This is a genomic window from Paenibacillus polymyxa (assembly GCF_015710975.1).
Taxonomy (GTDB): domain Bacteria; phylum Bacillota; class Bacilli; order Paenibacillales; family Paenibacillaceae; genus Paenibacillus; species Paenibacillus polymyxa.
Window position 1 is genome coordinate 2,367,945 of sequence record NZ_CP049783.1, and the last position, 25,104, is coordinate 2,393,048.

General features: G+C 43.9%; 15 protein-coding genes and 1 pseudogene. All 16 read left to right on the top strand.

Annotation, left to right across the window (positions count from 1 at the left end; genetic code table 11):
• Positions 1-46 precede the first annotated feature (46 nt).
• The 16 genes and pseudogenes from spoIIQ to G7035_RS10790 all read left to right on the top strand — a co-directional run bounded on the left by spoIIQ (position 47) and on the right by G7035_RS10790 (position 25,090).
• Positions 47-787 carry a stage II sporulation protein SpoIIQ gene (gene spoIIQ / locus G7035_RS10715; protein WP_016822893.1) on the top strand — a complete coding sequence of 247 codons (741 nt, stop codon included), beginning with the start codon at positions 47-49 and terminating at the stop codon, positions 785-787.
• 200 nt (positions 788-987) lie between these two features.
• Positions 988-1,274 (top strand): annotated as a pseudogene (gene spoIIID, locus G7035_RS10720) (sporulation transcriptional regulator SpoIIID).
• A gap of 171 nt (positions 1,275-1,445) precedes the next feature.
• On the top strand, positions 1,446-2,444 hold the full coding sequence (gene mreB / locus G7035_RS10725; protein ID WP_016324820.1) for a rod shape-determining protein: 999 nt from the start codon (positions 1,446-1,448) through the stop codon (positions 2,442-2,444).
• Positions 2,445-2,567: 123 nt separating this feature from the next.
• Positions 2,568-3,452, top strand: a complete 885-nt coding sequence (locus tag G7035_RS10730; protein WP_019688815.1) for a flagellar hook-basal body protein — start codon at positions 2,568-2,570, stop codon at positions 3,450-3,452.
• 13 nt (positions 3,453-3,465) lie between these two features.
• Positions 3,466-4,293: a flagellar hook-basal body protein gene (locus G7035_RS10735; protein WP_016822895.1), complete on the top strand. Its 828-nt coding sequence runs from the start codon at positions 3,466-3,468 to the stop codon at positions 4,291-4,293.
• 10 nt (positions 4,294-4,303) lie between these two features.
• Positions 4,304-4,516: a DNA-directed RNA polymerase subunit beta gene (locus G7035_RS10740; RefSeq protein WP_019688814.1), complete on the top strand. Its 213-nt coding sequence runs from the start codon at positions 4,304-4,306 to the stop codon at positions 4,514-4,516.
• A gap of 893 nt (positions 4,517-5,409) precedes the next feature.
• Positions 5,410-5,856, top strand: a complete 447-nt coding sequence (gene fabZ, locus G7035_RS10745) for a 3-hydroxyacyl-ACP dehydratase FabZ (protein ID WP_013373420.1) — start codon at positions 5,410-5,412, stop codon at positions 5,854-5,856.
• A gap of 97 nt (positions 5,857-5,953) precedes the next feature.
• Positions 5,954-7,672, top strand: a complete 1,719-nt coding sequence (locus tag G7035_RS10750) for a phospho-sugar mutase (protein ID WP_019688813.1) — start codon at positions 5,954-5,956, stop codon at positions 7,670-7,672.
• 260 nt (positions 7,673-7,932) lie between these two features.
• A complete protein-coding gene (locus tag G7035_RS10755; RefSeq protein WP_019688812.1) occupies positions 7,933-9,948 on the top strand; it encodes a DUF5693 family protein in 2,016 nt (671 codons plus the stop codon).
• The gene (csaB, locus tag G7035_RS10760) at positions 9,924-11,060 is read left to right on the top strand and encodes a polysaccharide pyruvyl transferase CsaB (RefSeq protein WP_016822996.1); all 1,137 of its coding nucleotides are present in this window, start codon (positions 9,924-9,926) and stop codon (positions 11,058-11,060) included. The genes G7035_RS10755 and csaB overlap by 25 nt, the downstream gene beginning before the upstream one ends.
• Positions 11,061-11,068: 8 nt before the next feature.
• Complete coding sequence (locus G7035_RS10765) at positions 11,069-11,830, top strand: WecB/TagA/CpsF family glycosyltransferase (RefSeq protein WP_025366004.1); 762 nt, start codon at positions 11,069-11,071, stop codon at positions 11,828-11,830.
• Positions 11,831-11,967: 137 nt separating this feature from the next.
• The gene (locus G7035_RS10770; RefSeq protein ID WP_019688811.1) at positions 11,968-13,098 is read left to right on the top strand and encodes a glycosyltransferase family 4 protein; all 1,131 of its coding nucleotides are present in this window, start codon (positions 11,968-11,970) and stop codon (positions 13,096-13,098) included.
• Positions 13,099-13,288: 190 nt separating this feature from the next.
• The gene (locus G7035_RS10775; protein ID WP_019688810.1) at positions 13,289-17,302 is read left to right on the top strand and encodes an S-layer homology domain-containing protein; all 4,014 of its coding nucleotides are present in this window, start codon (positions 13,289-13,291) and stop codon (positions 17,300-17,302) included.
• A gap of 353 nt (positions 17,303-17,655) precedes the next feature.
• Positions 17,656-20,793: an efflux RND transporter permease subunit gene (locus G7035_RS10780; protein ID WP_019688809.1), complete on the top strand. Its 3,138-nt coding sequence runs from the start codon at positions 17,656-17,658 to the stop codon at positions 20,791-20,793.
• 19 nt (positions 20,794-20,812) lie between these two features.
• Positions 20,813-22,159, top strand: coding sequence for an efflux RND transporter periplasmic adaptor subunit (locus tag G7035_RS10785; RefSeq protein WP_196478898.1), 1,347 nt, complete (start codon positions 20,813-20,815; stop codon positions 22,157-22,159).
• Between the two features lie 537 nt (positions 22,160-22,696).
• Positions 22,697-25,090, top strand: coding sequence for a copper amine oxidase N-terminal domain-containing protein (locus tag G7035_RS10790; RefSeq protein WP_019688807.1), 2,394 nt, complete (start codon positions 22,697-22,699; stop codon positions 25,088-25,090).
• The last annotated feature ends 14 nt before the right edge of the window (positions 25,091-25,104 follow it).

Here is a 25,104-nt window from a genome sequence, read left to right on the forward strand (position 1 = left end):
TAAAAGAGTTGCGCCCGGTAACACTGGTTACTGAGGTGATGAGCAAATGAGTGAACAAAATAAAAACCAGAACCAAAATCATGAAGATACACCCAAAACCTTTCAGGGTGGAAGAGCTTCACGGCCGTCTTCGTGGAAAAAGCTGTTGTCCAAAAGGTGGGCATACCCGGCAGCCTACATTGCCGCAGCAGCCATTATACTAACCTTAGTGTGGGTCTATCAGGATGCTAGCCATAAGTCTTTCAAACCTGACCCAGCTAGTCCATCGGTACAAAGCACAAGCGCAGTGAGTACCGATGTTAACGAACAACAACCAGAAAGTGTGGAGGTTGTTGCTCAGTCGGAAAATATCGCATGGCCGGTGGCAGATGCTAGCGCAGTGCAGGTCGTTAAGCCTTTCTTTGACGAAAACGCGACGGCTGATGAGCAAGCGGCAGCTATGGTAGAGTACGATAAAACATTTACCGCTAACACCGGGATTGACCTTTCTCGGTCCGACGATCAAGCGTTTGAAGTGAGAGCTGCACTGAGTGGGAAAGTATCCCGTGTGGAACAACATCCGCTGGTAGGTAACGTCGTAGAAATCACGCATGATAATAATCTCAAAACAGTGTACCAAAGCTTGAGCGATCTGAAAGTAAAAGAAGGCGATCAAGTGAAACAAAATGATGTGATTGCTTCAGCAGGTCGCAATGAGCTCGAAAAGGATTTGAAAACACATCTGCATTTTGAAGTGTACCAGGATGACAAGCCGGTGAATCCAACAGGTCTGCTTCCTAAAAAATAAATGGGTCATAGCTTTGCATGCAAAGCGGGGAATTCATATTCCCTGCTTTTTTCTTGTGTAGTTTTAGCGCATAAGGTAAACATAAGCTACTTTTGCCAAATAAATAGGCCTTCCGAAGCATGTCTTACCACCAAACCGCGAATATATAGGCACGCTCCTCATATAATGTACCAAACTATCCACAGTAGGGAGGCGGGAGCGTGCACGATTACATCAAGGAACGGACCATCAAAATCGGTCGCTGTATCGTGGAAACAAGGAATACGGTCCGTACGATTGCCAAGGAATTTGGTGTCTCCAAGAGCACGGTGCATAAAGATCTGACCGAACGGCTGCCTGAAATTAACCCGGATCTTGCCGATCAGGTGAAGCACATTCTCGAATACCATAAATCCATCCGCCATCTGCGGGGGGTGAAGCGACGAAAATTAAATACAAAAAAACGAGTGGGAAAAGAAGGGGAATTCTTGTTTCTGGCAAGTCCTAAAAATATATAGTGAATTGGCTGGCAAAGCCATTGAATCAACCCCCTGAAGTATGATATGTTAAAAGATGGTACAAGACGAAAAATGACATGTAACCGTAGGTTTATACATATATTTGCCGCTTCTTGTCGAATCTTAGCTTTTTAAAATATCACTTTGGGGGCCTTTTTAATATGTTCAGTAATGATATCGGTATCGACCTCGGTACGGCCAACGTGCTTATCCACGTCAAAGGTAAGGGGGTTGTTCTTGACGAACCTTCCGTTGTTGCGATAGAAAGCGATACAAAAAGAGTTCTGGCTGTCGGAGAAGAAGCGCGCCGTATGGTAGGACGTACTCCAGGTAATATCATAGCCATCCGTCCATTGCGTGATGGTGTCATCGCCGATTTTGAAGTAACGGAAGCGATGTTAAAATATTTTATTAATCGGGTAGGGGGTAAAAGCTGGTACAGCCACCCTCGTATTTTGATTTGTGCGCCGACGAACATTACCTCAGTGGAGCAAAAAGCGATTCGTGAAGCGGCGGAGCGTAGCGGGGCGAAAGAAGTATTTTTGGAGGAAGAGCCAAAAGCGGCTGCCATCGGGGCCGGAATGGATATCTTTGAGCCTAGCGGCAACATGGTCGTAGATATTGGTGGCGGAACAACAGACGTTGCAGTCCTCTCTATGGGAGATGTTGTAACAGCTTCTTCTATTAAAATGGCAGGGGACAAATTTGATACAGCCATCATGAAATATGTGAAAACGAAGTACAAGCTTCTCATCGGGGAACGTACGGCTGAGGATATCAAGATTGCTATCGGAACCGTGCATCCGAGCGGACGACGTGCTGAGATGGACATCCGTGGACGGGATATGGTATCCGGATTGCCCAAAACGTTAAGTATTTCCGCGGAAGAAGTGCAGGACGCGCTGAGAGATCCCGTGTCAGCGATTGTAGCTGCAGCTAAGTTTGTACTGGAGCAGACGCCACCGGAGCTATCAGCCGATATTATTGACCGTGGTGTCATTTTGACTGGCGGTGGTGCGTTGCTTAGCGGTTTGGACGAGCTGCTTGCTGAAGAATTGCGTGTTCCAGTGCTGGTTGCTGAAGATCCGATGCATTGTGTCGTTAAAGGTACAGGAATTATGCTGGATAATTTGGATCATGTGGTTAAGAAAAAGTTCTAATCTGCCGATAGTGACTATAAGAGACTCGTGTGCGGTCAGGCAGGTTGCCTAGCATTTTGGCTTTAGTGCCTCCATGCGAGCATATAATTGATGAGCAGAGTATAGGATTGGGGTGCACGATACATGTTGAGAGGTTTATATACTGCGGCTGCCGGAATGATGACACAACAACGACGTCATGACACTGTGACGCAAAATATTGCTAATATGAATACCACGGGATATAAACAGGAGAATAGCGTTCAACGCTCATTCCCCGAAATGCTTATTTCCATGACGGGGGGAAACCCTGATAACCCGGACCGTACGGTCGGCAAGCTCAATACTGGCGTTTTTGCTGAGGAAAGCCTCTCTCCTTACATTCAGGGAGCGTTGAAGGATAGTGGACAAACTACGGATTTTGCGTTACAGTCCAATATTAATGTGAACGACCCGGCTACTGGTCGACCTATGGCTTTTGATCAGGCGGGGAAATTCATCAATGCTAACGGTGAAGTCACCTATCGTCCAGAAGCGTTTTTTACGGTACGGGACAATAATGGTAATGTCCGCTATACACGTGATGGACATTTTCAAGTAAATGGAACGGGAGCATTGCTTTCGTCGACTGGTTCAGCAGTGTTGGATACGAATGGAAACCCAATTCAATTGACGGGGCCTGTCTCAGCGCTTAAAGTAAATGAACGGGGTCAATTGGTGGACAGCCAATCTAACCAGTTGCTCGGAACGACGCTTGGAATTAGTGTTATTGATCGGCCATACCAGCTCGTTCGTGAGGGCAACGGTAATTTCCGTCTGAATGATACGGATGGTGCTACGGCTAGAATGATGACCGCTAACGATACTGTATCTGTTCGCCAGGGCTATCTGGAAGTATCTAATGTAGATGCTGCTCAGTCGATGGTGGATATGATGGCTGCGTTAAGAGCGTATGAAGCAAATCAGAAGGTTATTCAATTTTATGATAAAAGCTTGGACAAGGCCGTTAACGAAGTAGGCCGTGTATAACAGGGGGTAAGTGATGAACAACTCCATGATTGGCGCAATGGTGTCTATGGCCAGTGTGCAGCAGCGTTTGGATTTAATTGCCGATAATATCGCCAATGTCAATACAGTTGGTTATAAGAGTAAACAGGGTTCCTTTGAAGATGTATTGGCCAATGTGCAGCAACAGCCTTCGACGTATCTCCAAAATGGACGGGCGATGCCGCTCGGCTATAATTTGGGCTACGGAGTCAAAACGACCGCAATTATGAAAAATATGGAGCAAGGTCCGCTCAAGGAGACGGGACTTCCTACCGATCTGGCGATCCAGGGGAATGCTTTGTTTGAAATCCAAGGAAATGGGCAAAAAGCTTGGACGCGTGATGGCAGCTTTCATTTTATTCCTGATCCGAATGATAATGAGACGATGATGTTGACCACTGCCGAAGGTTATTCTGTGCTGGATAATAACGATGTTCCTGTGACTGCACCAGCGGGTTCCAAAGTAGCTATTAACTCCGATGGCGAATTGCTGATTCGTGCTAATGGAACTGGCGCTCCGACAGTTGGTCAGCGAATTAAGCTAATGGATGTACAGCGTCCAGAAGGTTTGCAACAGCGGGATGATAACCTGTTTGTGTTAGCAAATGGCGTGACAGAAGCCGACGTATTCGGTGCAGCAGGGGTGGCAGGTGCTGTTCCAACGGACGTATCTGTGCGTTCCGGTTATCTTGAGGAGTCTAATGTGGATTTAGCGGGCGAAATGACGGATATGATGCAAGTCCAGCGGATGTATCAAATGGCGGCACGGGCATTAACCTCTAGCGATACCATGATGAACCTGGCTAACAATTTGAGGGCTTAAGGATTTGGTGATGAAGGAAGAACAATCTGATTCCCGTCCGATGCCTGAAAAGACTAAATCCCGCTGGCGTACTGCTCGTTATTTCGTAGTTCCGTTGTTGCTTCTGTTCTCGCTGTTAGGCGGCCTAATTGCAGGATATGTAATTGTAGGTAAGCAAGGGCTGGCAGGCGTATTTGAATGGAAAACCTGGCAGCATGTCATTGATCTTATATTTGCGCCTTAGTTTACTTTAATGAGTGGGGGCGGGAAAAGGTCGCTCTGCGTGCAGATTGTTTTTCCGATTGCTGTTATCCCCAGATTCATTTTGATTTTAAGGCATTCAAGGTTTGAATCCGGGGATAAAGGCAAACGCTGTGCTTCTCCAAAACAATTCTGCCCGCTCCGCTGGCTACCCGCCATGGGCCACTCTTATTAAAATAAACCACCCGCGATTGTGTGGGGAGTATAGAAAACAAAACCCTGTGCCAGTGGCGCAGGGTTTTGTTATATCTCCAACGGCAAGAGCCGCCAGCGCAGCACGCATGGCTTACGGCCAATGTAGGCCATTCGCAGAGCCCTCCGATTGTTTCTCTGCCCTTCACGACAAGCGAGTATTATTGAAGCGAGCTTTCTTTATGAGTCAAAAATAACTTGGCGGAGGGGATGGAATCGTTCTGAAGAAGCGATAGCGTTCGCCTTTATCCTCGGATTTTAACCCTTTCGGGTTTTTATATAATGGAAAATCTGAGGATAACAGCGATCGGAAGAATGATCCATCCCCCGTAGCCTGCTCAACTTGACTCAATTGAAACTTCGCTTCACTCCATAATAGGAGCAACAAATATGGTACTTCCGCATAATTTTCTTTTTGCACCTGATGAATGTATAATGATGGGGAGTTTATAACACTGCGGGGTAAAACCAAGCACGAGCAAAAGGGCTTCTTCTCGCCTCTGGTTGCGTAACCGGCGGAAAAAGCCCCTTATCTCAACCTTCACTTCTGCAGTAGGTGAAGGATATCTAACATTGTTGCCGTGATGAGCTGTTTTTATACAGCGTTAGCGGGGTAATATTATGCTTGCAGTAACTCTGGCTGAACAGAGTGAAATCTGCAAGCGGGAGGAGTTATTAAGCTAAATGGACAAATTGCAATTGGATGTTAATCAAATTCAGGAGATTATTCCGCATCGACCGCCATTTTTGTTGGTGGACCGTATTATTGAACTGGAGGAAGGGAAGAGAGCAGTAGGCATTAAAAATGTAACGATGACTGAGCCTCATTTCATTGGACATTTTCCGGGTTATCCCGTTATGCCTGGTGTGTTGATCACTGAAGCGTTGGCTCAAGTCGGAGCAGTCGCATTACTGCACCTAGAGAGCAATCGCGGCAAAATCGGCTTTTTGGCAGGGTTGGACGGTTTCCGTTTCCGTGGACAGGTAGTCCCTGGGGATACGCTGACACTTGAAGTGGAAATTACTCGTTCCAAAGGCGCTTTTGGCAAAGGGAAAGCTACGGCGAAAGTGGGCGACACGGTAGTAGCTGAGGGCGAGATTATGTTTGCTTTATCAGACCCACCACAATAGACAAGCCCTGCCGACATAAGCACGACGTCTGAACCGAGTGCATGTGTACATAGAGATCCTGTTTTGACAACCCAAAAATGGAGAGGGGAAATTCCGTATGACGCAGTTGAGTAAAAAAGCATTAGAAGGCATTGAGAGCTGGCTGCAAGACCCTTATATTGATGAAGAAACCAAACAGGAGTTGCGCGCATTGCAAGGCAACGACCAGGAACTAGAGGATCGTTTTTACAAAGAACTGGAATTCGGTACAGGCGGTCTGCGTGGAGTGATCGGGGCAGGCAGTAACCGGATGAATCGTTATGTGATTGGACGTGCGACTCAAGGGCTCGCTCGCTATATTTTAGAGCAGCATGCTGGCAAAGAAGGAAAACCTTCAGTTGTCATTGCACATGATTCGCGTCATTTTTCGCCAGAGTTTGCTTTGGATGCAGCTTTGGTGTTGGCGGGCAATGGTATCGTAGCTAAGTTGTTCCCTTCCTTGCGTCCAACGCCACAGCTTTCGTTTAGTGTACGTCATTTGGGAGCCAGTGGAGGAATCGTTGTAACGGCGAGCCACAATCCTCCCGAGTATAATGGTTACAAGGTATACAATAATGAAGGTGGTCAGCTTGTTCCTGATCAGGCTGAAAAGGTGATTGGCTATATTCGTGAGGTTCCTTCTTTTGCTGACATCAAAAGTCTGACACGTGAAGAAGCAGAGGCGCAGGGATTGTTGGTTTGGCTTGGAGAAGAGGAAGATGAAGCGTTTGTAGATACGGTAGCCAGTGTGAGTGTGAACCGAGAACTGATTGCAGCTGGACCGGGCAAGAACTTCAAAGTTGTGTTTACACCTCTTCATGGCACTGGAAATATACCTGTTCGTCGTGTGCTGGAAAAAATCGGTTTTGAACAGGTGCATATTGTGCCTGAGCAAGAGCAGCCAGATGCAGAATTTTCAACCGTTAAGTCGCCTAATCCGGAAGAACGTGATGCGTTCAAACTGGCCATTGCGCTGGGTGAGAAAATTGGTGCAGATCTGTTGATCGGAACAGACCCTGATGCTGACCGTATGGGGGCAGTTGTGAAAAACCGTGATGGCGAATATGTGGTCTTGTCCGGTAATCAGTCCGGCGCCATTATGGTTTACTACTTGCTGAATCAACTGAAAGAAACCGGCAAGCTTCCGAATAATGGTGCAGTTATCAAAACCATCGTAACTAGCGAAATGGGTGCAGTTATTGCTGAGCATTTTGGAGCAACAGTGTTTAACACGCTAACTGGCTTCAAGTATATTGGCGAGAAAATGAACCAGTTTGACCAAACTGGCGAGTATACCTACCTGTTTGGCTATGAAGAGAGCTACGGCTATCTGGCAGGAAATTACGCACGTGACAAGGATGCTGTCTTGGCGGCCATGCTGATCGCTGAAGCTGCTGCTTATTACAGCACGCAAGGCAAGACGCTCTATGATGTTTTACAAGAGCTGTACGAGCAGTTTGGCTACTTCCTTGAGAAGCTGGAGTCTCGTACACTCAAGGGTAAGGATGGAGTAGAGCAAATTCAGGGCAAAATGACGGATTGGCGCAGCAACGCACCTCAAGAGATTGCAGGTGTGAAGGTAGACAAAGTACTGGACTACTCACAAGGCCTGGACGGACTTCCGCAGGAAAACGTACTCAAGTTTTTATTGGAGGACGGTTCATGGTTCTGCCTGCGTCCTTCGGGCACAGAGCCTAAAATCAAAGTATATTTTGCAGTACGTGGTTCCTCGCTGTCAGACGCGGAGCAAAGAATCGGTCAGCTGGTCGATGCTGTTATGGCTCGCGTAGACGCTTGAGAAAATTCCCTTTATAATAGAATAGGTTAAGGTAATTAGATATGAAATGAGTAATCGGTGACCTCTCACGGCAAAGGGCAGTACGCCGTGGAGGTCATTTCTCTGTATTGCAGAATAACCTGGAAGAGGCTTTGGAAAAATAGGCTTATTCCGGCAACGGAGGATTTTGCAAAATTCAATGAGTGACCTACCTAAAGGGCAGAATGGCAAGTGGGCAGCATTGAATTTTGCAAAATCCCGAATATTAAGGAGGTTCTTTGGTGTATCAGAAATGGCAGTATTGGAATACGGCTTCTCGAAAATGGTTGTGGATTCTGGTCGCTGTTGGCTTGCTGGCTTCCATTCCAGTCATCGCCGATCGTGTAAAGACAGAATCCTCGAGTAAAAAAGTAGAGATTGTATTCGATTATCGGGATTTGACGGAGGCGGCTTCGTATCAGGCTCATCCGCAGGACTATCTGAATGAGCAGCTTGACCGCTTACAACAGGCTGGTGTGAACAGCATGGCGATGTATGAAAGTACGCTGGATGATTTCCGTAAAGCGGGCCGTATTGTAACATATACGACTCAGAATGTTGCGGATCTAGAAAAACGTCTTTCACCTGCAAATGAGAATTATACGTACGTTGTTTTCGCTGACAAAGAAAATGCTGAGGCACTAAAGCCGTTAATTTTACGTACGTTTACAAGTCTGGGCATCAACGTAAAGCCGTGGAGTTATCAGGGACAGGAGGGGCTTGTTGTGGAAACATCCCCCGAGGATGCGTATCTCAAGCCTATGCAGCCTGACCCGATTGCTATGAAGCAGCTTCGGAGCAAAGGATTTTTTATTGTTCCACGCATGAGTGACAGCCTTCCCTATAACCAGGAGTTGACGGAAGAGATGCTGGCTTCCTTTCAGCAAAATGGTGTAAAACGCATTTTGTTTGAAGGTGATTCAGTCAAAGGCTTTACTGATAATGAGAAAGAGCATAGCTTAGCGGCATTTGCTAAATTGCTGAACAAATACGATATTGGCCTAGCTGCTATTGAAAACTTAAAAAAACCGCAGGCAGGCTTCAATAAGCTCGCTTACGATATCCATTATAATGTTGTGCGTCTCTACTCATTGAGTGATAAAGATGCAACACTCGATGTGGAAACGTTGGCCGATCGTTTTGCACTGGCCACCAAGGATCGGAATATTCGCATGTTGTATCTGAATACCGCGCCTAGTCGTAGTGTTGCTGAGGCCAAGGTGAAAGACTCGGTTGACAACCTGATTCACAGCTTAGACAAACCGGGCAACGCTGTACAACGAATGGAGAAAAAAGGGTTTGAACTTGGACAAGCTGAACCGTTCCAAGTGGTCGATTCTTCCATTCAGCGCTATCTCAAAATGATCGTCGTACTGGGTGCACTAGCTTTCTTCTCCATAATGGTGTCCTATTTCGTTCCGGCATTGACTCTGCTTGCATTTGCACTGGGGTTGGTAGGCTCTGCTGGGCTTTATGTTTTGAACTCCAGCTTGATGGAACAAGGCTTGGCGCTGCTCGCAGCGATTAGCGGACCTACGGTTGCAATGATCATTGCAGTGCGTACGATTAGAATTAAACGTGAACAGGGGCCTAAACTTTCTGTAGGTCAACGTTTGAGTCAAACGCTTATACTATACGTACAGACAGCGATCTTGTCGCTGGCTGCAGTGCCTTTTGTTATTGCACTGTTGAACAGCATTGCCTACAGTCTGGTGTTAAACCAATTTAGAGGTGTAAGCTTGCTTCACATTCTGCCGATCTTCTTGGCTGCGATTTATATTTTCTTTTATCGTGGCGTTTCTATACGGGAGGAAATCTCCAAACTGTTACGTACGCCGATTACTGTATTGTGGGTTATCGTATTGGCTGTTATCGCAGCGGCAGGCTACTACTATTTGACTCGTACTGGAAACGCAGGTACGGTGTCGAACACAGAGCTGGTTTTCCGTAATTTCCTTGAGAATGCGTTTGGTGTACGCCCGCGTAATAAGGAATTTTTAATGGCTCACCCATTGTTTTTTGCAGGGATATTCTTGGCTTTGAAATATCGCAAAGCAATCTATTTGCTGATCATAGCTGCAATTGGTCAAGCCTCGATGGTGGATACCTTCGCTCACATTCACTCTCCAGCTGCACTCTCGCTTAGTCGCGGGCTGTTGGGATTGGGATTGGGTCTGGTGCTGGGAATCATCGCAATTGTCGTGTGGCAAGTGCTGGAAGGATGTTGGAAGAAATGGTCACCACAGCTAAAACGATAATAATCTCGGGTTATTACGGGTTTCGCAATAGTGGGGATGAAGCGGTGCTCAAGTCGATTCTGACTGCTTTAGAAGAGGAGAGTCGTCAGGCGGGGATTACGGTCAAGCCTGTTGTTCTATCTTCTGACCCTGCTTGGACACAGAAAATGTACGGAGTAGAAGCTGTTCCGCGTATGAGCCTAGGAGAAGTGCGGAGAGCGATTAAAAACAGCGATGGGCTAATTAGTGGCGGCGGGAGTCTGCTCCAGGATGCTACAAGCCCTAAAAGCATTCCTTATTATCTAGCGATTCTGAAACTGGCTCAATGGGCTGGAAAGCCTACGTTTGTATATGCTCAGGGCATGGGCCCGGTACAGCGGAAGATATTTTATCCTATGATCCGATCTGTGTTTCAACGCTGTGAATATGTTTCCGTCAGAGATGAGCAATCTGCTGCTTTGCTGGGTACCATGAAACTGAAACGCCCGGTTGTTCATGTTGTACCTGACCCTGTAATGGGGCTTCCTTTGCCCTCTGGTTCCGAGCTGCATAATGCAGCAACTGAGACTGATGAGGATAAACTCCCGGTTGTTGGTGTGTCTGTACGCTACTGGGATAAGGAACAACGCGATTTAACGGCTATTGCAGACGGCTTGAAAAGATTAGCCGCGGAACGCCGTGTTCACTTGCGTTTCTTGCCATTCCATTTACCTGACGACGTACAGGCTTCAAGGATGGTCATGGATTTGTTGGGGGATATTAGGGGGACGGGAAGCCTTGTCAGCATGTGTGAACAAGTTACCGATCCGCAACAGATGCTTTTGGAAGTCAGCAGATGTAGTTTGATGATCGGGATGAGGCTGCACAGCTTGATTTATGCAGCGTCCCATCAGGTGCCCCCGTTGGGGATATCTTACGATCCCAAAATTGATCATTTCCTCAGCCGTGTTGGTAGCCAGCCTGTAGGTACTACAGATGCACTGGATGGGCAAAAGTTGGCTAATGAGTCCATACGACTGCTGGATCAGCGCAGTCAATGGATTGAGAGCCAGGGGGCAGCAATTGCTTTGTTAAAAAGTGAGGCTCGCTTACCAGCACAACATATCGTTAATTACTTGTGTCGCAAAGGATGATGGATACAGTGACAGTTGATAAGGTTACGAGTGTGCCTACCGTCCCGATTTTCGGTGTTCAGGTATCAAGGCTTAATATGAAAGATACATTAAATGTATTAATTCAGGCGGTGAAGTCTCGCCGCCCCCATCAAGTGATCACTGCCAATCCGATTATGGTAATGGCTGCATTGGAAGATCCAGTGTATATGAATGTGATGAAACAGGCAGAGTTGATTGTTCCGGATGGAACTGGTGTGGTCTGGGCTGCAAACTATGTTGGGCATCCTGTACCCGAGAGGGTGGCGGGTTTTGACTTGTTACATGAATTGCTCGCAGCTGGAGAAAACTATCATTGGAAAGTTTACTTACTTGGATCGACGCCTGAAGTGATTCAGGCGACCGCTCAGCGGGTACATGAGCTTTATCCTGGAATTACGGTTTGTGGCAAGCGCGATGGTTTTTTTGGTCCTAACGAGGACGAAGCAGTGATTGCGGCTATTCGTGAAGCGAACCCTGATTTGTTGTTTGTAGCACGTGGAGCGGACACACAGGAACCTTGGATTGGTAAATACAAGGAGAAACTTGGTGTACCGGTGATGATGGGGGTCGGCGGTAGTTTTGATGTTATATCAGGCAAAACAAAACGCGCACCTAAACTGTTTCAAAAGCTACGAGCCGAGTGGTTATATAGACTTCTAAAAGAGCCCACTCGTTACAAAAGAATGCTTGCGTTGCCGAAATTCGCAGTGAAAGTGATGCGTGAAAAAGAAAACGTCACAAAAGTGTGATAAATAGCTTGAATCTGCCTTTAAAACCCGCTAATTTGCCAGAATATGAGGCTTGGTATTTATTTTTGATCAGAGTATAATTCAATGCGGTTACATCTGAAAAGGCATTGCTTTAAAATTGGGGGTCGAATGATCAAATGTTATTGATCTATATTATTGGTTTCATCATGGCACTGGGACTTGCGCTGTTACTGACACCGCTCGTCAAGAAATTCGCTGTGAAGGTTGGAGCCGTCGATGTGCCGAATGCCCGAAAAGTACATACCCGAATTATGCCGCGTCTTGGCGGTCTGGGGATTTTCTTGGCATTTCTGTTGTCCTTATTGGCGATGTTACCTTTTGTGCCTGACGGAATGCTGTCCTCGCGGGATATTAACTTTATTGCAGCCTTTCTGATTGGCGGTACGCTGATTACATTGATTGGTGCTCTCGATGATCGTCTTGATCTTAATGCAAAATTGAAATTTTTGGCTCAAATTGCCGTGGCGTGTATGGTCGTGTTTGCTTTTGATATTCGTGTGGATTTTGTAAATGTACCTTTTCAAGATGCATACTCTTCTTTAGAAAGCTGGATTTCCATTCCGCTTACGATTTTTTGGATCGTAGGTGTGACCAATGCCATCAATTTGATTGACGGTCTGGATGGACTGGCTGCAGGTGTCTCAGGAATTGCGATTGGAACGATCGCTGTGATGTCACTACTAATGGGCAATTACATGGTAGCCATGCTTTGCCTTGTGCTGTTGGGCAGTATTATCGGATTTTTGTTTTTCAACTTTCATCCTGCAAAAATATTTATGGGTGATACCGGGTCCTTATTTTTAGGTTTCTCTCTGGCTATGCTTTCAATGCTTGGTTTCAAGCAAATTGCTATCGTATCATTTATTACGCCATTGATTATTATCGGTGTACCTTTGTCAGATACATTCTTCGCTATTATTCGACGCAAGTTGCAGAAAAAACCGATATTCTCACCGGATAAAGGTCATTTGCATCACTGCTTGCGTGAACTAGGCTTCAGCCACAGACAGACGGTGTTGATTATCTACGGTATTGCTGTATTTTTCGGTATATTAGCCGTGATTCAATCGTCGGCTGCGCTTAATGAAGCCAACTGGGTTACCTTTGTCGTGATATGTATCATGATGTTCTTCCTACAGATCGGGGCAGAAGTTATTGGGCTCGTTGGCAAAACCAAACGTCCTGTTCTTAACACACTAATTCGGTTGTTGGCTAAGCCAGATTCCCAGACGCGATCGAAATTATAATTTTAATTTAAATGTAAGCCTTCAAGCTTAGCGGTATACCGCGGGTTTGAAGGCTTTTTTGATGTTTGCTGTAAAAAAACTCCCTCCTTTTTTGAGGATTTACTAATTTTTTGTATGTTTGCTACCGATAAAAAAAGTAATGAATGATTACGTACCCCAAGGTGCGACAGAATCAAAGGAGGACAATGATTTGAAACGATTGCTATCCATGTTGCTGACGGTTGGTCTCATCATTGGCTTGGTGCCGGCGGCCCTGGTAGGTACGGCTCATGCTGCGACAGGAACTTATTTCATTTTTCCAAATGAAAAATATGATGCGGATTCGGCCAGAATGGTAAACACCGACCGTGTTACAGTTAACGGTACGATTAACGGAGTGAATGGAAGTACTATATCTTATAGTGTATTCCAACTCTCCAAAAATGGAACAAACCTTACAGTAGTTAATAAAAATGAGAGTCAAAAGGGCGGAATTACGGTCAATGGCTCTACAATTCAAATTTCAGATATTAAACTGTTCCCTGGTTTGAACCGAATTACATTCCAAAGCAGTCAAAATTCAGCCGAAATGAAGGATTCCATTTACATTGAGTATCAGGATGGACCCAAGCTATATGATCTGTCTGCTACGCTGAATGGTGAAACTCAGCAGTTGCTAGAGAATCAAACTGCGGTGCTGACAGATGCGCGAAATAGCGGTACAGATGACGTGAAAGTAGTCATTCAAGGTACAGCTCCTAATGCTGACAGTGTAACGCTCACTTCTACAAAAAGTAGTAACACGTATAATGTTTCCTCTTATACTAGCTATAAATTAACAGGTAGTGTTGTGCTCACTCCGGGTAAAAATATAGTGTCGATTAAAGTGAATAACGGAACTCAGGCTCTTACAGTTACGCGTGAAATTACGATATATACCGGTAAACCTGAATTTTCTGATTTGACCTTGAATAAGGACGGCAATGTGTCTGCTGATCTGACGACTTCGCCTGACTTTACCGTATCGTCTACAAGCGGTGTGGTTTTGAAAGGTAATGTTCTGGTTCCTTCCGGAGCAACTGATCCAGTAGTGAGCAAAATTAATGCCAGATTTACGGATGTAAGCAATAACGGTAGCGCCATTGGGGATACCAATGGAATTGATGCTACGATTGATACAGCGAATGTGGTTACATCCAGTGGTTACAAAGTATATCCGTTCCAGGTAACTGTGCCTGATGGTATCGTAACTGACCACTTGATTCGTGCATCTCTAAGTGTAGGGTTTGGAGATGGGACGAGTTCAAATGCATCTGCGGTCCAATTTACATTGCGTAGCAGCACTCAGCCTTATATTGATGACGTGAACTTTCTCCCTGATTTTAATAATCAGCTGTTGAATAGAATTAATGGTAGTGGGTCTGATCAAGCTGCTGCCATAGATGAAGCTATGAAATTAACGGGAAGTTCTATGAAGAACAAGACTACAGATGCTCCATCTGTGCCTGTAGGTATGGAGTTTATCATTGTTAATGGTACGCCTAGTTCAATTAGCGAGCTTTCTGGTGTAACCGTCCATACTGTGGGCTCCCAAGATGTGATTCGGACAATCAATGGTAAGTCAACACAAGTGAAGAAAGTTGTTGCTTATGTAGATACTTTGCCTAAAGAAGGACAAAACGTCCTGAATTTCTACCTGAATGGTGACTCAAGCAAATTGATTAAGGCAACTGTAAACTTATTGCAGGGTCCATTCATGAAATACGATACGATTTATGATGGTCAACAAATTCCGTTGAATACATCGAGTGCAAACTTAAATACGTATAAACTGAATCAGTTGGGTTATTTTAAAGGTAAACTGCTGGATGTAAGTAATGCAGCTGATATTCACTACACTGGCAGTAACCGAAATGTATTCTTGTATGTGAACAACGTATTAGTTGATCTTGATGGCTCCGGAGCGAACTTTAAGCTGGCTGCTTCTTCGTATGATGCGGCTGCCAACGCACTGGCAAACGGAAATAATGAAATCAAGTTTGTGTTCAAGCCAGGTATTGAGTATAGCAATACGGTAAAAGTAAACTTTACACAAACGAATATTCCAGTAATTCCTGTTCCAAACACACAAGGCATTATTCCTTTTACACCTGTTAGCGGCTTGAGCAATACGCCGAAGTATAGCGAAATTGCACCGAAAGCAAAAGATGCAAATTTCACTAAAGTAGATGACACTAACTACAATACATCGCTGAAAAATATCAATATCTTTGGTACTTTCAGTATTGCTGATTTGGGTAAAGCGGATCAGGTGAGTGGTTCATTAAGTGATATTGCCAATAAAGATCAATACATTTTAGAGATTAAGGGATCAGACGACAGTGAGGTTAACTGGACGCTGAATAACGAGTTCTTCTCAGCAGAAGATGCCAAAACGGCATACAACTCTGGTGCTACTACGGATAAGTTTACAAGCAAAGATTTGAAAGACCTGCTCGTATACTACCATCCGGACAAAAAGTATTTCAGTTTTGTATTGAAAAACCAAACTATTTCGCAAGATGGAACGCCAGTAGCTTATAACATTACCTTGTACAATAGCGGCAAGAGCGGGCCGTTTGCTACTTTCCGACTGCAAGTATCTGGTCAATCCACATCTTTTGATATCTTGCGTCCGCTTCCTGAAAAACGGATCGTAAATCAAAACTTTGTGCAAGTTGTTGTAAACGCAGGTAATGCAGATAGTGTTACAGTAGGTAAGGAAACAGCAGTTCAAGAAGGATTCGACTCTGATTATGATGGTACTGTGGATTACCCATCAACTTACAAAGCCATCGTTACAGGTCTAAAAGCCAACAAAGATAATAAAATTGATGTAGTGGTTACAGTGGGTAAGGAAAAATTAAAACAGACCATCACTGTTAAGTATGTGCCTACTAATATTCCTGGTGAGCAGTACATGGAAGCGATGAAAACATCGCACAAAGTGTTTGATGGTAATCTTACACTTGCTTTCGCGAAGGGAACGAGCCTGATCCGTCGTGATTACGATCAACCACAGCAATTCAAAAACCAGGTTTTCTCTGGCCATACTTTGTACTTTGCGATTGCGAATAGCGAAGATGGCGTGGTAGATCGTCATGAATTTGAAACTGAAAAAGCATTGTCCGACATGCAGAGTCTGATTGCAGATGGAAGTAGATACTTCAACAGAGATTTCCCAAGTCGCTTTACCAAGTCCAGTCCAGTATTCTGGATTGACCCAGGTACAGCAGATGATATCAAAACAGATGCTTACGACCCAGTAACGTATGGTGCCGATCCATATCAATTGGCAAACAAATCGCAAAATGACAGTAGCAAGATTAAAAACTTCTACTGGCGTGACCCATCCAACGAGCTGGTACCTTCCAAGCGTGCTACATTGACGCTGACGTATGATAGCAGTATTGCTCAGGATGCAGGGAAACAAATGACAGTGTTCTTTTTTGATCCTGATTTGAAGGATTGGCAGAACATTGGTGGTGTGGTGGATCCGAAGAAGCATACCATTAAAGTACCGTTTGACCGTTTCGGCTACTATGTAGTCGCTAAGGTTGGGGAAACGTATAGTGATGTCATTAAGCACAAATACGCTAGAGATTATATCGAAGCGATCTTGGCTAAGGGTGTTATGAACCCGATGGATCCAATTAATAGCTTTGGACCTGACAGCTACATTAAAAGAGGCGAATTCACGTCGATGATTGTCAAAGGTCTGCAAATTCCGCTTAATTTCAGTGGAGCGAAGCATTTTGACGACGTGTCTATTCCAAATACGATATCCGCAGATGCACTCTACGATTATCGTTATATTGAAACAGCTGCGCGTGCTGGTATCGTTAAAGGTTCACAACCAAGAATCTTTATGCCGGAAGATGTAATCACACGTCAAGATGCAGCAGTCATTATCGCCAAGGCATTGAATTTGAAGCTTGAAACAGATCATGACAAGATCATGAAGAATCTGTCCAAGACCTTTAAAGATGCGGACAAGATCGATTACTATGCGCAAGCATCTGTATTGGCTATCGCCAAGAAAGGCTTTATCACAGGGTCTCCTGTAGATGCAAGTGATCTGAAAAAAGGATATATGTTTAACCCTACATCCTTGACCTTGCGCGGAGATGCAGCGATTATTGTAGCTAAAGTTATGGCTGATAAAAAACTGCTTCCTAAAATTTAATCAATCAAAAACCTGAAATTATTAAACATCCCTCCATGCGAAATGGAAATTCCCTTTCATATACATGAGAGGGATGTTTTTTATAAATCAGCTATTTGACTGGAATTACGGGCCTGTGCCATAATATCAGTGAGATGAATACTTTGGATAAGCATTACGGCGTTTTTTTATTTTTGATGTGCCTTAAACGACTGTAATTAATTGCTTTTTTTTAAGGATTTATCTCAAAATGTGTTTATTATTTTTATATATGTTTTTTTTGCGCATTTATCTGAAACTTTACGCCTATTTCATCGTAGTAGAGGATGTGTGTGCTTAAATATTACATAGAGAAGTGAGTGGGGAGTGATGAGATGTCTCAGTTTTCAATACGCCGTCCTGTAACAGTATTTATGTTAATTATTGCTTTGTTAATCGGGGGCGGTATTTTTGCGTTAAGGCTTCCTGTAGAGCAGATGCCGGATATGAAGCTGCCATATGCTGCAGTGGTGACCAGTATTCCAAATGCAACACCTACAGAAGTTGAGGAATTGGTTACTAAACCTATTGAGAAAAATCTGGCTTCTATCGAGAATGTGGATACGATCATGTCCGAGTCCTCAGAAGGAACATCTATGGTCATGATTCAATTTAACTGGGGAGTAGATATAAATCAGGCAACCCTCGATATGCGAGATAAAATCGATGGGGTTAGAGGCTCTCTTCCTAAGGCGGCAAATTCGCCACGCGTACTTAAATTGGATCTTAACGCAACACCAGTTATAACCCTCGCTTTTACAGGGGACCAGGATATTAACAAGCTGAAGCCTATTGCTGAAGATATTATTGAGCCGCGACTTGAAAGAATTGCGGGAGTAGCCGCAGCCAACATGTCAGGCGGCCAAGAACGACTCGTAAAGATCACTGTAGATCAGGCCAAGCTACAAAGCTATGGTATTACTCTGGACCAAATCAGCCAAGCGCTATCGGCTAATAACATTGCTGGGTCTGCTGGTTCTGTATATCGTGGTAATACACAAATTCAGCTTCGGGTACAAGGTGAATATCAGGCTGTTTCGGAAATGGGTGAAACGCCAATCCCTGTAGGTAAGGGAAGCGTGAAATTAAAGGATATTGCGACTGTTGAAGACTCCACCGAGGATGTTACTATTATTTCTACCTTTAATGGAAAGCCAAGTATTAATATTTCTGTTACTAAGGCTACAGGTGGAAATACTCTTTCAATCGCCAATTCAGTGAAGGAGAGTTTAGATTCAATACGGAAAGAGTTACCTGCGGGAACTCAGTTGGAAATGGTAACAGATGCTTCTAAGCCTATTAGAGACTCCGTACACTCGCTAATAGAGCATGCTATATTGGGGCTTATTATCGCAGCCATTGTACTGCTATTATTTTTGAACAGTATACGTTCTACTATTATTGCTGCGATCGTTATTCCAATTTCCTTTGTAGCAACGTTTATGATGATGTATTTCACCGGACAAACCATTAATGTTATTTCATTGAGCGGTTTGCTTTTGGGGTTAGGATCCTTCGTCGACTTTGCCGTTGTTATTATTGAGAATATTTTTAGGCAGCGACATGAAGGCAAAAGTATGCTACAAGGAGCTATTGACGGCTCCAAGCAAGTGGGTAATGCGGTTATGGCATCTGCACTTGCACAGATTGTAGTATTTTTACCAGTTGTTTTTGTTGATGGAATTGCAGGGGTTCTATTTAAACCGTTGGCGTTAACTGTAATTTTCTCTCACATCGCTGCTTTGCTGGTATCCCTTCTAATTGTGCCGATGCTTAGCTCGCGTTGGTTACCTACCATACCAGATGAATCCATTTACTCTTCAGGTACTTATAAAGGTATTAACCCTATTGTGTGGTTTAATATCGGATTTGAGAAATTTAAGGGTGGCTATCGACGTGTACTGAAGTGGGGAATTAACCACAGAAAATCTGTGTTAATCATTACTTTATTAATGTTTGTGGCGGCAGGTGCTTTGGTTCCTTTGGTTAAGGCTGAATTTATCCCTGAGTCCGATACTGGTGAATTTTCGATTAATGTGAAACTTCCGAATGGAACAGTCTTGGAAGAAACGGAAAAGGTAGTTCAAGGTATAGAAAAAGAAATTTTGAAAGTTCCTGATCTGGATAAAATGACAGTCACGGTTGGTTCTGGTGGCAACTCAGGCTTTTCAGGTGCAGCCCCATCCAACTCGGCAGATATAAATGTAACGCTGAAGGATGGGCATCAGCCAACAGACGCTGTAGTTGAAGGCCTTCGTAAGAAATTTGATAGTATTCCAGATGCAGAGATTACACTAGCATCTGCAACAGGTCTTTCGAGTGGAAAGGCTGTTAACATTAATTTAAAAGGTGACGATATGGACGTCCTGCGTGAACTCTCGGACAATCTCGTTGCGGATGTGAAAAAAATACCGGGTACCGTTAATGTCAAAAGTAGCTTGAGTGCAGTTCGTGAAGAATATGAAATTACCGTTAATCGGGAGCTTGCTAGTCGATATGGCTTGTCAGCAACTCAAATCTTATCTGCAGTTAATACTTCATTTAATGGATCAGCCGCCACAAGCTATCGTACGGGTGATGATCAGATTGATGTGAAGATATCATTGCCAGAGCAAAGCCGCCATGATCTGTCATCTCTACAAGCCTTGCGTATTACCACCTCGCAGGGGATTGATGTTCCTTTATCATCAGTAACAAGTATTGATAAACGGAGTGTACCCGATACTGTTACTCGTGAAAACCAAACCCGTCAAGTACAGATTACAGCTGATATCGACGGAACAGGGGATATTCTTACCATTAATCAAAAAATAGATGCTCTTTTGAAAAGTACTCACTTCCCAGAAGGCTATAGTGCAGATACGGGTGGCGGACAAAATGAACAAATGATGGAATCTTTTATGAACTTAGCGATAGCTATTTTGCTGTCAGTCGTGCTGATTTATATGGTTATGGCTGGACAGTTTGAATCGTTGCTTACACCATTTGTTATTATGTTCTCAGTTCCACCTACGGTAATTGGTGTGCTTATCGGTTTAGCTGTAACAGGAGCAAGCCTCAGCGTATCAGCATTTACCGGTTATATCATGCTCGTTGGTTTGGTCGTCAACAATGCGATTGTTATGATTGACTTTATAATTCAGCTTCGAAAAGAAGGCGAAGATCGAGATGAAGCCATTATTCATGGAGCGTCTGAACGGTTACGTCCAATTTTGATGACGACGCTGGCAACTGTACTAGCATTGCTTCCAATGGCATTTGCTACAGGCAGTGGTAACGAGACACAGGCACCAATGGCGGTAGTTGTTGTATTCGGGTTGTCCTTCGCTGCTATTATTACATTGATTCTAATTCCGGTAGTCTACGTAATCCTAGATAATATGATACAAAAACGTAAAGATCGGAAATTGAAAAGACAGGCAAAGAGACAACTGAAAAAAGAAGCGAAACTACAAAAAAGTGTTCATATATAAGGTGAGGTGGAGAAACATAATGAATAAAAAAAGTGCTCTGATTGCTACAACTTTGCTTTTATCAGTTGCATTAGCAGGTTGCGGTGGGGGTGAGGCCCCTGCCGCTCCAACTGCCGCGCAGCAAGCTATTCCGGTTCAAGTAGCCAAAGTGGCCAAAGGTAGTATTAACGACTCAACAGGTATTATTGGAAGCTATGCTCCCAAGGAGACGGCTCAAGTATCTCCAAAAATTAGTGGTAAGATTCAAGGTATTAACCTTACAGTGGGGCAAAAGGTAAGCAAAGGCGACACATTGTTTACTATAGATCAAAAGGATATACGGGACTCGATTAAGCAATCCCAGGAATCATATCAGGTTGCCTTGGCCAATTTAAAACAGGCTGAGTCAGGCGCAGAGCAATCTGTGCAACAGTCAGAGTCCAGTGTGGATCAAGCCAAAAGTGCGCTTGTACAGCAAGACAATTCCATTACTCAAGCTCAGACCAGCCTGGTTGATGCTCAAAATTCCGTACGTGATGCACAAAATACGCTTAACCGCAACCAACAGTTGTTTAGTGCGGGCGCTCTATCTCAATCCGAGTTAGAGCAGTCCCAAATATCGTACCGAAAGGCTCAAACTGCGGTGGAGAATGCGCAGATTGCACTTCACAATGCACAAACATCCAAGGAAAGTGCACAAACAACATATAATAATGCTCTGAAATCATTACGTCTTGCACAACAGAAAACAGGCATAGATGTAGCCCGCGCTTCTGTAAATCAAGCCAAAGCAAGCTTAGATACAGCGCGTAGTCAACTGGTGGATGCTGTAGTCAAAGCTCCGATTTCCGGCACGATATCGGTAGTAACAGGAGTCCAAGGGCAAATGGTTAGTGCGCAATCTGCAGTTGTTACAATTGCGAATACCAATCCTATCATTGCTAAGGTCAACGTTTCTGAATCAGAGCTTCTGAAGATGCAGGTGGGTTCATCTGTAACTGTAGGTGTGGACTCGTTAGACAAGCGCATTGAAGCCAGAGTGTCGGCCGTCAATCCGGTAATGGATAATGACCTTAAGGCATATCCTGTCGAGATTTCGGTTCCTAATGGTTCTGGCGAATTAAAATCAGGGATGGTTGTAACTGTATATATGAAGACAGAGGCTCCTAAAAACATTTTAGTATCGCAGGACGCCATTACGGAGCAGGCAGGTAAGAAGTATGCATATGTAGTGGAGGGTTCTGTTGCTAAGCGTGTAGAAGTGCAGACAGGCCAGGAAAGTGCCAAACAGGTTGAGATAACCAAGGGGCTTACTGAGGGACAAAATGTTGTCGTTAAGGGCGTAAGTTTGCTTTCTGATGGCGCGAAGATTAATGTAGTAAAATAATTTGTTTTGTTATATTTACATTATATTACTGTTCCCCGTCATTTCTACTATTTAAAGTGTATTAGAGTATTAGATTTCTAAGGAATCTATAGTCTTTATGTACTTTATGTATTCTATGGATTATTCGTTACGAATATACTCCATTAGAGACCTGATTAATGTATAGAAAATACCCTTGTACATTTAAGGTTGAGAAGGTAAAAGTTGTAGGATGACGGAGGAACAGGTTCAATAGTATAATTATGACTGTGGAAAGCGGAATACATAATCAAAAAAATATTTTTTTTTTTGAAACAGACGCAACTTTTTGGACCCATGCTACGTCTAATTGGGTGAGTATGAAACAAAGGGGTACAAAAGCGTAAAGACAAAATTCGCTAAAAAAAATCTTTACTGCATTGTTATCACATTGTATAATACTGGAGTACGTCATAAATGGACGCTTTCTTTCAACTAGATTCCAAGCTTCTGTGATATTGTCACAGATATCATTTTATAAGGGTTCTCATAAAGCTCGGAAAGGAGGTGTAACGACTGATGAGTGACAAGATCCGACAAAAAGACAAAAATAATATTTCTGTTTATATTCAAGGAGGAGAAAAAAAGGTTATGACAAAGTTTAACAAAAAAATGATCAACGTGCTGGCAACAGCAACATTGGTTGCTGGTGTTGCAGCTCCAATCGCAGCATTGACTGCACCAACTGCTATCCATGCAGCTTCTAGTTTCACAACTGTGAATACTCCTACTATTAGTGGAAACGCTGAAAATTTCACTAATCTTGATAGCAGAGTGAAAGTTACAGTAAGCAAAGCTTCTGTAAGAGATGGTTCTTCCTTTACTGTTACTTTGCCTAAAGGTTTTTATTTTAACAGTAGTGATGTTGCGAAAATTGCTGGTGTAACTGGTACATCTAACGGCACAGGCAGTGTAAGTGATGCTACCTATGGTTTGGGTGTATACGCTGATTTTGATGACAATAAGGATACTGGTATTAAAGTTGATCCGATCATCAACAATCGTGATACTGATGGTAAACCAGTCAATGTAAACTCTGCTAAAATTACTTTTACTGGTCAAGACAACATCAAAGATGATGTTACTCTTTTCTTGAACTTTAGTAGAATTAATGTTGCTGGCCCAAGTAATGGTCCCGTTAAAGCAGCTATTGATGCTGCTTCCAATAGTGGCTTGACTAGTGGTGAAATCACAATCGCAAACGTTGTTTCTTCTGGCCAAGTTTCTCTTGCGGCAAATGATACAGTTTCCAGTGAAGATAACTTCACAGCAACGCTGAAAGTTAAAGAGGAAACTGCTGGTTCTTTGACTGGTAGTAACTATATCAAGCTGAAATTGCCAAGTGGTTTTAAATGGGATGCTTCTGGTACAGCAGCAATTCTTTTTGGTGATATTACTGCTACTGACATTGATGCAAAATCAGATGGTGATACTCTTACTGTAAGATTGAAAGATACTGTGAAAAGCTCTAAACAAAATTCTTTCCAATTGCCAGTTAAATTCCATGTAGATGATGAAACAAACGCTAAACAAGGCGACGTTACTGTTAGCGTTTCCGGTAATGCAACAACTGATGTTAGCTCTCTTGTTGTTGGTAACTATGGCGAAATCGGTGGTGGAGTTACTGTTGCTACTCCAACAACTATTCTTGCTGGCCACGACGAACAAAAAATTGGTGATATCGTAATTAAAGAAACTGTTGCTAAATCCTTTGTAAAAGGACGTACTGTAACTTTGCGCCTGCCTGAAGGTGCTCGTTGGCAGGAAACTTTCAAGAGTAACAACCCAGGAAACAGCTTCGCTGGTTCTATGGAAAATACTAACGGATTGGGTGGAGCAGAGGTATCTTACACTGACTCTGACAAACGTACTTTGAAGTTGACTTTCAACAACCCTAACAGCACAACTGATGCTGGTACTTTGAAACTGAGAAACGTTGAAGTTGCTACGCAACCAGGTTTCTCTGGCGATCTGAATGTTGAAGTTGCTGGTAGCCAAGGTTTGAGTGGTAATGTTAAGGTTGCAACTGTGAAACAAGCAGTTACTCTGGCTGCTGCTTCCAAACCAACCCTGACAATCGGTCTGGGCGATCAACAAGTTGGCGATATCACAATCACTGAAGCTGCTAAAGAAGCTTTCGTTAAGAAAGACGGTAGCCGTGAAGTAATCTTGGAATTGCCAACAGGCGTACGTTTTGCTTCTACTCCAGAAGTAAAAGTTACAGCTGGTGACGTTAAAGTGAAGAGCGTATCTACTGATACTTACGGCGAAAGCAACAAAGGCCGTCTGAGCTTCTACATCGACAGCGAATCTGCTACTCCAAGTACAATCACAATCTCCGCTCCTAAGCTGACTGTTGACCGTACTGTAGCACAAGGCGACATCGTTGCTAAGCTGAAAGGTAGCGCAGTTTCTTACACTGCATACAAAGGCGCAACTGACAACACTCAAAACTGGAAAGACAACAACACTGCAGCTGCTGAAGTAGCAATCGCAACTGTTGGAACTCCAGCTCCAGGTGCTACTAAAACTAAAGCTGTCTTCACACTGGGAAGCACTTCCTACACTGTGAACGGCGAAACTAAAACAGCTGATGTAGCTGCTTATGCTGAAAACGGACGCACTTACTTGCCAGTACGTTATGCAGCTGAAGCTTTGGGTGTATCCCCACAAAACATCCTGTTTGACAAAGCAACTTCCACAGTTACCCTGATTAAAGGTGACCGCGTTGCTCAAATCAAACTGAACACTAACCTGTTGACTGTTAACGGTTCTGTGATTCGAATGGACGTTAAAGCTGTAACTAACAAAAACCGTACTGTACTGCCTATCTTCTGGGTGAGCAGAGCTTTGGATGCATCCATCAACTATGATGCAACTGCTAAAACAGTAACTGTTGAAAACAACAACTAATTTAAGAGCAACTC

Coding starts and splice junctions, on each gene's coding strand:
- spoIIQ (WP_016822893.1), top strand. CDS start 47: ATGAGTGAACAAAATAAAAACCAGAACCAAAATCATGAAGATACACCC.
- mreB (WP_016324820.1), top strand. CDS start 1,446: ATGTTCAGTAATGATATCGGTATCGACCTCGGTACGGCCAACGTGCTT.
- G7035_RS10730 (WP_019688815.1), top strand. CDS start 2,568: ATGTTGAGAGGTTTATATACTGCGGCTGCCGGAATGATGACACAACAA.
- G7035_RS10735 (WP_016822895.1), top strand. CDS start 3,466: ATGAACAACTCCATGATTGGCGCAATGGTGTCTATGGCCAGTGTGCAG.
- G7035_RS10740 (WP_019688814.1), top strand. CDS start 4,304: ATGAAGGAAGAACAATCTGATTCCCGTCCGATGCCTGAAAAGACTAAA.
- fabZ (WP_013373420.1), top strand. CDS start 5,410: ATGGACAAATTGCAATTGGATGTTAATCAAATTCAGGAGATTATTCCG.
- G7035_RS10750 (WP_019688813.1), top strand. CDS start 5,954: ATGACGCAGTTGAGTAAAAAAGCATTAGAAGGCATTGAGAGCTGGCTG.
- csaB (WP_016822996.1), top strand. CDS start 9,924: ATGGTCACCACAGCTAAAACGATAATAATCTCGGGTTATTACGGGTTT.
- G7035_RS10770 (WP_019688811.1), top strand. CDS start 11,968: ATGTTATTGATCTATATTATTGGTTTCATCATGGCACTGGGACTTGCG.
- G7035_RS10780 (WP_019688809.1), top strand. CDS start 17,656: ATGTCTCAGTTTTCAATACGCCGTCCTGTAACAGTATTTATGTTAATT.
- G7035_RS10785 (WP_196478898.1), top strand. CDS start 20,813: ATGAATAAAAAAAGTGCTCTGATTGCTACAACTTTGCTTTTATCAGTT.
- G7035_RS10790 (WP_019688807.1), top strand. CDS start 22,697: ATGAGTGACAAGATCCGACAAAAAGACAAAAATAATATTTCTGTTTAT.